8 protein-coding genes are annotated in these 10,060 nt (G+C 66.9%); all 8 read left to right on the forward strand.

Features of this window, described 5'->3' with window-relative positions; translation table 11 throughout:
- Positions 1-168: 168 nt before the first annotated feature.
- Positions 169-2,037 carry a nucleoside-diphosphate sugar epimerase/dehydratase gene (locus tag ABFS34_07440; GenBank protein MEN8375266.1) on the forward strand — a complete coding sequence of 623 codons (1,869 nt, stop codon included), beginning with the start codon at positions 169-171 and terminating at the stop codon, positions 2,035-2,037.
- 21 nt (positions 2,038-2,058) lie between these two features.
- Entirely contained in the window at positions 2,059-3,414 is a 1,356-nt protein-coding gene (locus ABFS34_07445; GenBank protein MEN8375267.1) for a nucleotide sugar dehydrogenase, read from the forward strand.
- Positions 3,404-4,132: a tetratricopeptide repeat protein gene (locus ABFS34_07450; protein ID MEN8375268.1), complete on the forward strand. Its 729-nt coding sequence runs from the start codon at positions 3,404-3,406 to the stop codon at positions 4,130-4,132. Before ABFS34_07445 ends, ABFS34_07450 begins: the two co-directional genes overlap by 11 nt.
- The gene (locus ABFS34_07455) at positions 4,132-5,031 is read left to right on the forward strand and encodes a tetratricopeptide repeat protein (protein MEN8375269.1); all 900 of its coding nucleotides are present in this window, start codon (positions 4,132-4,134) and stop codon (positions 5,029-5,031) included. The genes ABFS34_07450 and ABFS34_07455 overlap by 1 nt, the downstream gene beginning before the upstream one ends.
- Before the next feature lie 148 nt (positions 5,032-5,179).
- Positions 5,180-5,956 (forward strand): outer membrane protein assembly factor BamD, encoded by a 777-nt coding sequence (gene bamD / locus ABFS34_07460; protein ID MEN8375270.1) that lies wholly within the window; start codon positions 5,180-5,182, stop codon positions 5,954-5,956.
- Positions 5,953-6,573 (forward strand): nicotinate-nucleotide adenylyltransferase, encoded by a 621-nt coding sequence (gene nadD / locus ABFS34_07465; GenBank protein MEN8375271.1) that lies wholly within the window; start codon positions 5,953-5,955, stop codon positions 6,571-6,573. The genes bamD and nadD overlap by 4 nt, the downstream gene beginning before the upstream one ends.
- Positions 6,567-9,800, forward strand: a complete 3,234-nt coding sequence (gene secA / locus ABFS34_07470; GenBank protein ID MEN8375272.1) for a preprotein translocase subunit SecA — start codon at positions 6,567-6,569, stop codon at positions 9,798-9,800. The genes nadD and secA overlap by 7 nt, the downstream gene beginning before the upstream one ends.
- A gap of 32 nt (positions 9,801-9,832) precedes the next feature.
- On the forward strand, positions 9,833-10,060 hold a 228-nt coding region (locus tag ABFS34_07475; GenBank protein ID MEN8375273.1), incomplete at its 3' end, for a UPF0758 domain-containing protein.

Here is a 10,060-nt window from a genome sequence, read left to right on the forward strand (position 1 = left end):
GCACACCCACGAGTGAACTGAACCGGATTCGAGGAGAGTCCCCCGCGGACTGGTGGAGCGGGCGGTTGCGGAGGTGGAGGACATCGCGGTGGGGGGTGGTGAGTGAAGGCTCGTTTGAGGGGACTGCTCCGGGCGCCGTTTGCCCCTAGAAAGAGACTCGCGTATCTCGTGTACGCGGCGATCGCGGGGCTTTCCTATGCCCTGGCCTACGCGCTCCGCTTCGAGTTTCGCGTTCCGGGTCCACACCTCGAGACCGCCGCCCTTACGATCGGCGCGGTCATTGTCATTCGGCACGTCGCCGCTCGCCTTTTCAAGCTCTCGGCGGGTCGCTGGAGATTCGTCGGCACCGGCGACATCGTCCGGCTCATAGCGGCGAGCGGGGTCGGGACGCTGGCCCTCCTCGGGCTGGACTTCGCGCTTCCTCTCACCCCCAGAATTCCGCGTTCCGTGCTCCTGATCGATTGGGTCCTGCACGGATACCTCCTCGCCGGAGTTTGGCTGGCGTACCGCCTCACCTTCGAGCGCCTGCGTCAGTTCCGCCGTCCGGGCGCACGCGGGGACCGCAGGATCATCATCGTCGGGGCCGGAGAGGCCGGAAACCTGCTCGCGCGTGAGATGCTGCGGTTGCCCACGAGCTTTCGTCCGGTGGCGTTCGTGGATGACGCCGAATCGCAGCACGGACGGTCGGTGCAGGGCGTGCGCGTCCTCGGGGCCACCGCGCAGCTACCGGAGGTAGCAGGGCGCCTGGACGCGGACGAGATCATCCTCGCGATCCCTTCCGCGCGACCCGCGGACCTGAGGAGAATCGTCGAGCATTGCGAGAAGACCGGGCTGCCGTTCAAGGTGCTCCCGGGCATCTCGGAAGTGCTGTCGGGCAACGTTCGGCTGAGCCAGCTGCGCGAAGTTCGCATCGAGGACCTGCTCGGCCGTGAGCCGGTCGTACTCGAACTCCCCGAGCTCGCCGCGGACATAGAGGGCGCGGTCATCCTCATCACGGGCGCGGCAGGCTCCGTCGGCTCCGAGCTCACCCGCCAGATCGCGCTCCATCGCCCGGCCACGCTGGTGGCGCTCGACCAGGCCGAGAGCGAGCTCTGCTTCCTCGAAGCGGACCTGCGCGAGGCCCACCCCGGGCTACACCTCGTCTCGGTGGTGGGCGACATCACCGACGTCGCGACGCTCGAACGGCTGTTCCGGCGCTTCGCCTTCGATCGGGTATTCCACGCGGCCGCGTACAAGCACGTCCCCATGATGGAGGAGAACCCCCGGGAGGCCGTGCGCAACAACGTCCTCGGCACCTACCGCGTCGCGGAGGCCGCCGGCCGACACCACGCCGACAAGTTCGTGCTGATCAGCAGCGACAAGGCGGTTCGGCCGGCCAACGTAATGGGCGCCACCAAGCGCCTGGCGGAGCTCGTCGTGCTGGAGCTGCAGGACCACTACGCGACCACCGCGTACTCGGCGGTTCGGTTCGGCAACGTCCTGGGAAGCAAGGGGAGCGTGCTGCCCGTGTTCCGGCGTCAACTGGAAGCGGGACGTCCACTCACCGTCACGCACCCGGACGTCACCCGCTACTTCATGACCATTCCGGAGGCGGTCCAGCTCGTTCTTCAGGCGTCACTGCTGGAAGGGATCCGCGGCAGGGTCGCGATGCTGGAAATGGGCGTGCCGGTCCGGATCCTGGATCTCGCCCGAAACCTGCGCCGTCTTGCGGGGTTACCCGTCCAGGGTGGCATCGTCTTTACGGGATTGCGCCCGGGCGAGAAGCTGCACGAAGAGCTGGTCGCGCCCGAGGAAGAGACCGAAGAAACGGCGGTCCACAAGGTTCGGATCGTACGCCCATCCAACCGGCGGACCGCGCGGGTGTGCGAGCTGATGCCCGAGTGGTCGGGCCACCTGGAGGACGGAAGGGACGACCTGGTGCTGAGTCATTTCGCCGGATTCTTCCCGAACCTCGTAGTTTCCTTGGAGCGCTACGAACAGGAGTTTGCCGACCGAGCCCCCGAGGTCGATCTGCGACGGGGTAAGTCGGCCGGCTAGAGGCAGCCCGGAGCGGACACCATCGATCAAGAGTCTCACCAGCCCCCGACGGGCGCGACCTTCGGCGTCGTAGGCCTCGGCTACGTAGGCCTTCCCCTGGCGTTGGAGGCTGCGCGCGCCGGATACCGCGTGATCGGTCTCGATATCGACGCCGCCCGGGCGGACGCCCTCAACGCCGGACTCAGCCACATACAGGACGTGGAGGCCAGCTCAGTGGCCCGGGCCGTGGCCGAAGGCGCCTTCGAGGCCACCACGGACATGGCCCGGCTGGCGGAGTGCGACGTGGTGTCGATCTGCGTCCCGACACCGCTCAACAAGATCAAGGATCCGGACCTTTCGTACGTGGTCGCGGCGGGCGAGGCCGTGGCGACCCATCTGCGTCCGGGGCAAACCATCGTGCTGGAGAGTACGACCTATCCTGGGACGACCGAGGAGGTGCTGCAGCCGGTGCTCGAGCGCGGGGGCCTGCAGGCGCCCAGGGACTTCAACCTCTGCTTCTCGCCGGAGCGCGTCGACCCGGGGAACGCCGATTGGAGTACGCGCAACACGCCGAAGGTGCTCGGCGGTGTTACGCCGGAGTGTACGCGCGCGGGGCTGCGCGCGTACGGCCCCATCTTCGACACCCTGGTTCCGGTCGGCAGCGCGCGAGCCGCCGAGCTGGTGAAGGTCTACGAGAACACCTTCCGCATGGTGAACATCGCCCTGGTGAACGAGCTGGCGCAGGTGTGCGATCGCCTGGGGATCGACGTGTGGGAAGTGGTGGATGCGGCGGCCACCAAGCCGTTCGGATTCATGAAGTTCACCCCGGGCCCCGGGCTGGGTGGGCATTGCATTCCGCTGGACCCGCACTATCTGTCCTGGAAGATGCGCACCCTCGAGTTCCGCACGCGGCTGATCGAGCTCGCGAGCGAGATCAACGCCGAGATGCCCAGGTTCGTGCTGCGTAAGATCGCCGACGCGCTGAACGCGAGCGGCAAGCCCTTGAAGGGTAGCCGGGTACTGTTGTTGGGCGTCAGCTACAAGAAGGACATCGACGACCTGCGAGAGAGTCCAGCGTTGGAGTTGATCCGCCTCCTGGCCCAGAAGGAGGCCAGGGTTAGCTTTCACGACCCGTTCGTGCCCACTATTTCGGGCGACGATGTCGGCGTGGACGGGTTCGACCCTCTGTGGTCGTCTGAGCTTGGTCCGGAGACGCTCGAGTCGGCCGACGTAGTGGTCGTCGTGACCGATCACACGGACATCGACTACGACATGGTCGGGCGGTTGGCGTCGACCCTGGTGGACACGCGAGGCGCGATGCGTCGCCGCGGCGCGCCGCCCATCGAGGACGAGGCTGGACTGGCCAAGGCTCTTGCGGGAGACGGGAATGGGAGTTGACGCCGTGGAGCAGCGGGCCGACGTGAGGCCCAACATCGCCCGGGGCAGGGAAGCGTTCGGCCGTGGTGACTACGTGACCGCGCTGGACGAATTCAGCGGCGTCGTGGAGCAGCAGCCCCAGTACGCGGACGTCCATCAACTCATGGGACTCTGTCTCTGCCTGCTCGGACAGCCGGAGGCGGGACTCCAGTCTTTTGGCCACGCTCTGCGCATCAACCCGAATTACGTGGAGGCCTTGCTCAACAAGGCGATTACGCTGAGCGAGCTGGGCGAATTCGAGGCCGCGACCGAGTCCTTCGAAGCCGCCCGGCAAAGCGAGTACGCGGGCGCTGGGCGTTTTTCGAGCGCAGTGGCCAACCGCCTCGCGGAGGCGCACGCCGAGCTGGGCGATCGCTACCTCGAGGCGGGCGACGTGGAGGAAGCCCTGCGCCAGTTCGGGCGAGCGGTGGATCTGCGCCCGACCTATCCGGACCTGCGCACGAGACTGGCGGAGGCGTATCTGAGAAGCGGCGACCTGGACGCAGCAGAGCGGGAGTTGGATCGCGCCGTCGAAGAGCGACCCGCGTTCGTGCGTGCGCGCGCGGCGCGCGGCCTCCTGTACCTGCGCCGGGGCGAGCGGGATCGGGCCCGCCGGGAGTGGATTCGCTGTCAGGGTGACGCACCCGACGACGCACTGGTCCGTGCCTATCTGTCCATTCTGGAAGCCGCGCGGGCGTAGTGAAAAGCTGGCGCTGGCTCGTGGCGGGGGCGTGGCTCCTGGTCGGCTGCGGCGAGGACGAAGGTGCCTTGGCGCGCGGCCACGCGCTGTGGGCGGACTCGGCGTACGGCGGCGCCCTGGCCGAGTACCGGCTGGCGTTCAGCCAGGACGACGACGACGCCGAGAAGGCGGCGTTCGTGGCACACGCGTTCGCGGTGGATGGTCAGCTCGATCGTGCCCGCGCGGCCTACGAACGCCTGCTGGTCATGGCCCCGTCCTACGAGGGCCAGGCCGTGTTCGACTTTCTAACGCTGGCTCGCCGATCGCTGGCCCGCGGAGACGTGCACGGACTCGCGCGCGGAGTAGAGGCCGCGGTGGCGATCCGCCCCGGCGCTTGGCCGCAGGATCTGGCCGAGCCGCTGGCGCGTTACTATGCCGATTCAGGTGATCGCGAACGCGCAGCGGAGTTCTACGAACTCGCGCTGGTGCGAGCTGACCCGGACTCGGCCGTCGCGATCATGCTCGAACTGGGGCGGCTGCGGGAGGAGCTCGGGCGGTGCGAGGACGCGCTGCCGTACTTCGAGGCCTACGAACGCCAAGGGGAGACGGGTGACCTGGCGTCCGAGGCCCGCTGGCGGAGGTCCAACTGTTCGTTCGAACTCGCCACCGAGGCCCACGAAGCCGGGCGGCTGACCGTCGCGCTCGAGTTGCTGGAAACGGTCACCGATCTGGGCGTGCCCGCCACCATTCAGGATCAAGCCTGGTTTCTGCGGGGAGAGATCCTGTTCGCGATTGGCGACGCCGAGGCCGCGCTGGAGGCCTACCGGACCGTGCTGGACCTCAACCCGGCGAGAACGGGACAACTCGTACGGCGCACGCAGCGCCGAATCGATCAGATCCGTTTCGGCGACTCCGACTGATCCGGCGAATCGTCCATGGTTGGGCCCCACCGAGGGGCCCTTTGTGCTGAGGCGTTGCGGACGCCCGCTCCTGAAACCAGCCCCGCCTCACCGGGTACTGACCGTGATGTTCGAGCTTTTGTACGCAAATCCGAACCGCGCGACCTCCGTGAGGTCGCGCGTATGGGGTCCGCGGAGGACCGTCGGTGGAGTCGCCGTTCTGGCGCTGGCAGCCGCGTTGGCGGCCTGTTCGAACGCCATAGAGTTGGCGGACCTGCCCGCGGACGACATGTACGCGCGAGGCCAACAGGAACTCGATGAGGGCAATTGGAACGCGGCCATCACCGTGTTCGAGCGGTTTTCCCTCGAGTTCCCCACGCACCCGCTGATGGAGCGCGCCAGGTTCGGCGTGGGGCAGGCCTTTTTCGGGAAAAAGGAGTATCTGACCGCGTCCACGGAATTCCTCCGCCTGGTCCAGGATTATCCGGTGGGAGAGCTGGCGGACGACGCCCGCTTCATGGTCTGTCGGGCCTACGAGGAGCTGTCTCCGGAAATCCCGCTCGATCAGGAGTACACGCGAGGGGCGGTGGAGCACTGCGATGCGCTAGCCGAGTTCTACCCCGGAAGCGAGTACGCGGACAGCGCCAGGAGTACGCGCGACCGGCTCGTGGACAAGCTCGCCCAGAAGGACCTCTACAGCGCCGATTTCTACTTCCGCAACAAGGCGTACGATTCGGCGATCGTCTACCTGGAAGATCTCCTCGAAGGGTATCCCACCTCGACAGTGGCTCCGCAGGCGCTGTTGATGCTCGTCGAAATCTACGGGGAACTCGGCTACCAGTCCGAGTTGGATGACGTGCGCGGGCGGTTGCTGCGAGATTTCCCGGAGTCTCCCGAGGCGGAGGCCGCCCAGGCGTGGGCCCAGACCGGGTCGAGCACGGAGTGAGGACGGGCGTTTTCGGTGGTTCTTTCGACCCTCCGCACGTGGGACACGCGATCGTGGCGCAGTACGCGCTCGAGCGCCTCGAGCTGGAACGCGTGCTGTTCGTGCCCGCGGCGCGTCCGCCGCACAAGCGCGACCGCGCCCAGGCCCCGGCAGCGCTGCGCCTGGAGATGACCCGGGCGGCGATCGCGGACACCACGGAGTTCGAGGTCGACTCGCTGGAGCTCGATCGCGACGGACCGTCGTTCACCGTGGACACGATCGAGGCTTTGACCGCGCGGCGACCGGCGGACGAGCTGGTCCTTTTGCTGGGCGCCGATCAGTTCAATGAGTTTCACACCTGGCGCCGCCCGGGTGACATCGTCCGTAACGCTCGCGTCGCCGTGCTTGGGCGGGGTGAGGTTGACGTCGATGGCCCCGCCGTGGCGCTGCCACACGAGGTCGTCGACGTCCCGAGAATAGACGTGTCCTCCACCGAGATTCGTGAACGCGTGGCCGACGGAAAACCAATTCGGTACTTGGTGGCCGATTCGGTGCGGGCGATAATAGAACGAGAGCACCTGTACCTTGCGCGGGACGGCGAAGTCCCAGTCGCGAGAGGGGATGAAGGTTCATGCTGAAGACCGCCGTCAAGGCCATCCTGGGCTCACGGCACGAGCGCGAGGCCAAGAAGCTCGGGCCGCTGGTAGACGAGATCAACGCGATCGTCGACCGGCTGGGCGGCGTGAGCGATGACGAGCTGCGAGCGCAGACGGAGCGGCTGCGGGAGATCGTGCGAGGGCGCACCGCGGCCCTGCTCGCGCGCATCGATGAGCTGCGGGAGACAAAGCGAAGCGCCGAAGACCACGACGAGCGCGAGCGCCTCTCCGCGGACATTCGCGTGGCCGAAGAGGGGCTGACCGAGCTCACGCAGGCGGTGCTCGACGAGATCCTTCCCGAGGCGTTCGCGACCGTGAAGGAAGCCTGTCGCAGGCTGCTGGGCACGGAGATCGATGTCACCGGCCAGACCCAGGCCTGGGACATGGTGCCGTACGACGTGCAGTTGATCGGTGCGGTAGCGCTGCACAGGGGCAAGGCGACCGAGATGCAGACGGGGGAAGGCAAGACCCTCGTAGCCACCATGCCGCTGTACCTGAACGCGCTGGCGGGCCGTGGCGCTCACCTCGTCACGGTCAACAGCTATCTCGCGCAGCGCGACGCCGAGTGGATGGGCACGGTCTACCGTTACCTGGGCCTGTCGGTCGATTGCATCGACCTGTACGAGCCCGGCACCCCCGAACGGCGGGCCGCATACGCTGCCGACATCTGCTACGGCACCAACAACGAGTTCGGCTTCGACTACCTGCGCGACAACATGGTTCCCTCGCTGGAGCAGAAGGTCCAGCGAGGCCACTACTACGCGATCATCGACGAGGTCGACTCGATCCTGATCGACGAAGCGCGCACGCCGCTGATCATCAGCGGACCGGTGGCCGAGGAGCGCTCCCACGTCTACAAGCAGTACGACCCGATGGTCGGGGCGTTGCACCGCAAGCAGATGCGGATCGTGGCCGAATTGGTGGGCGACGCGGAGCGCGCGCTGGAGGCCGGAAACGAGGTCGAGGCGGGCGAGAAGCTTCTGGCGGTGCGGCGCGGCGCGCCCAAGAACAAGCGCCTGCTCAAGCTGTTCGCGGACGACCCCGGACTGCAGAAGCTCGTCAGCCAGACCGAGGCCGCCTGGATGAGGGAGAAGAAGCTCCACGAGCTGGACGAGTTGCTGTTCTTCGCGATGGACGAGAAGGGGCACCAGGTGCACCTCTCGGACAGAGGACTCGACGAGCTGTCGCCGGGCGACCCCGACGCCTTCCTGACGCCCGACCTGTCAGAGGACGTCGGTGCCATCGAGGACGACGAGTCCATACCGGTGGACCAAAAACGGGAGCGAATCCAGGCGCTCGAGTCGGAGTTCGCCGAGAAGTCGCAGAAGATCCACGTCATCCACCAGCTTCTGAAAGCCTACACGCTCTTCACCAAGGATGAGCAGTACATCGTCGAAGACGGCCAGGTTGTCATCGTCGACGAGTTCACGGGCAGGAAGATGGCGGGCCGGCGCTGGTCGGACGGGTTGCACCAGGCGGTGGAGGCCAAGGAAAGCGTGAGCGTGCGGGGGGAGACACAGACCCTCGCCACGATCACCATCCAGAACTACTTCCGCATGTACGACAAGCTGGCCGGAATGACCGGTACGGCCGAGACGGAAGAGAACGAGTTCCACCAGATCTACAACCTGGATGTGATGGTCATTCCGACCAATCGCCCGGTCGTCAGAGACGACCGCCAGGATCTGATCTTCCGCACCAAGCGCGAGAAGTTCAACGGCATCATGGACGAGGTCGAGCGGCTCAACAAGCTCGAACTGCCCGTCCTGGTCGGTACGACCTCCGTGGACGTGTCAGAAACGCTGTCCCGCATGCTCAAGCGCCGGGGCATCAAGCACAACGTGCTGAACGCCAAGTTCCACCAGCAGGAATCGGAGATCGTGCGGGAGGCGGGCCAGCCCCGGGCGGTGACCATCGCGACGAACATGGCCGGCCGCGGGACCGACATCAAACTGGGCGCGGGAGTGACCGATTCGCGCACGATCGAGTGGATTCGTTCGCGCGACCTGGACCCCGCCGACGTCGCGCCGATAGATCCGAACCGTTGGGTAGAGCCCGCCGGCAAGGCGGCCGATTTCGAGATCGAGGACGGCGGCCTGCACATAATCGGCTCGGAGCGCCACGAGTCGCGCCGGATCGATCGTCAGCTCAGGGGTCGCGCCGGGCGTCAAGGCGACCCGGGTGCGTCGCAGTTCTTTCTGTCGCTAGAAGACGATCTGATGCGCCTGTTCAACTCGGACCGCGTGGCCGCGGTGATGGACCGGATGGGGGCCGAGGAGGGCGAGGTCATCACGCACGCCCTGGTGACGAGGTCGATCGAGAAAGCGCAGCAACGCGTCGAGATGCAGAACTTCGAGGCGCGCAAGCGACTGCTGGACTACGACGACGTCATGAACCAGCAGCGCGAAGTGGTCTACGACCTACGGACCTTCGCGCTGGAGGGGGGCGAGGATCTCAAGGGCGAGATCTGGGACATGGCCTCGCAGGCGATCGAGGGCGTGGTGGACGAATACGTGCCCGAGGGGTCGCACGACGACGAATGGGAAGTCAGCGGACTGGAGCAACGCCTGGTCCTGGATTACCTGCTTCCCGTGGCCGAGCTGAGGGAGCTGCACGACTTCGCGAACCCCGACGAGGTCCAGGACCTGGTGTTGGATCGCGCGCACGACGGCTACCACAAGAAGCTCGAACAGTTCGCCGAGAATCAGGAACGGGTGCTCGCCTTCATCCTGCTCAGCGTGCTCGACGGCAAGTGGCGGGACCACCTCTACGATCTGGACCACCTGAAGGCTTCGATCGGCTTCCGCAGTTGGGGACAGAAGGATCCGCTGATCGAGTACAAGAAGGAAGCGTTCGACATGTTCGTGGACCTGATGGCGGACGTCCGCCGTTCGGTCGCCTCGCTCGCCTTCAGGGCTCAGATCGGCCCGCCGCCGCCGCAGCAGCGGCGGCAGCAGCCCATGACGCTGAGCGGGCCCGGAGGCGCGGCCCGACCCGCAACGCGGGCGCGGCCCAGTCGAGAGGACGCGGTCGTCGCCGGGTTGGGGGGAGGCGCCGCCACCGCGACGCGCCGGATGGTCACGAACCGCGGGGACGAGGCTCCCCGGCCCCGGGCTCCCGTGTCGGTGGATCGCGAGCCCGGTCGCAACGACCCGTGCCCCTGCGGCTCCGGGAAGAAGTACAAGAAGTGCCACGGGGCGGTGATCTGAGGCGGAGCAAGGATGAGGGGGGGCGGGGCCACATGGGAGACACAGGCGCTCGGCTGCCCGTGCGCGAATGGGCGGTCGGGGACCGACCGCGCGAGCGGCTACGCGCCGTCTCCCCGGGCGGGCTGGCCACGCGCGAGTTGATCGCCATCCTGGTCGGCAGTGGCCCTCCGGGCAGCAACTCGGTGGACGTCGCCACAGACCTGTTGTCCACCTCCGGAGGATCGTTGCGAGCGCTCGCGCGGAGGCCTCAGCGGGATCTG

The sequence above is a fragment of the Gemmatimonadota bacterium genome (genome assembly GCA_039715185.1).
Classification (GTDB): Bacteria; Gemmatimonadota; Gemmatimonadetes; order Longimicrobiales; family RSA9; genus DATHRK01.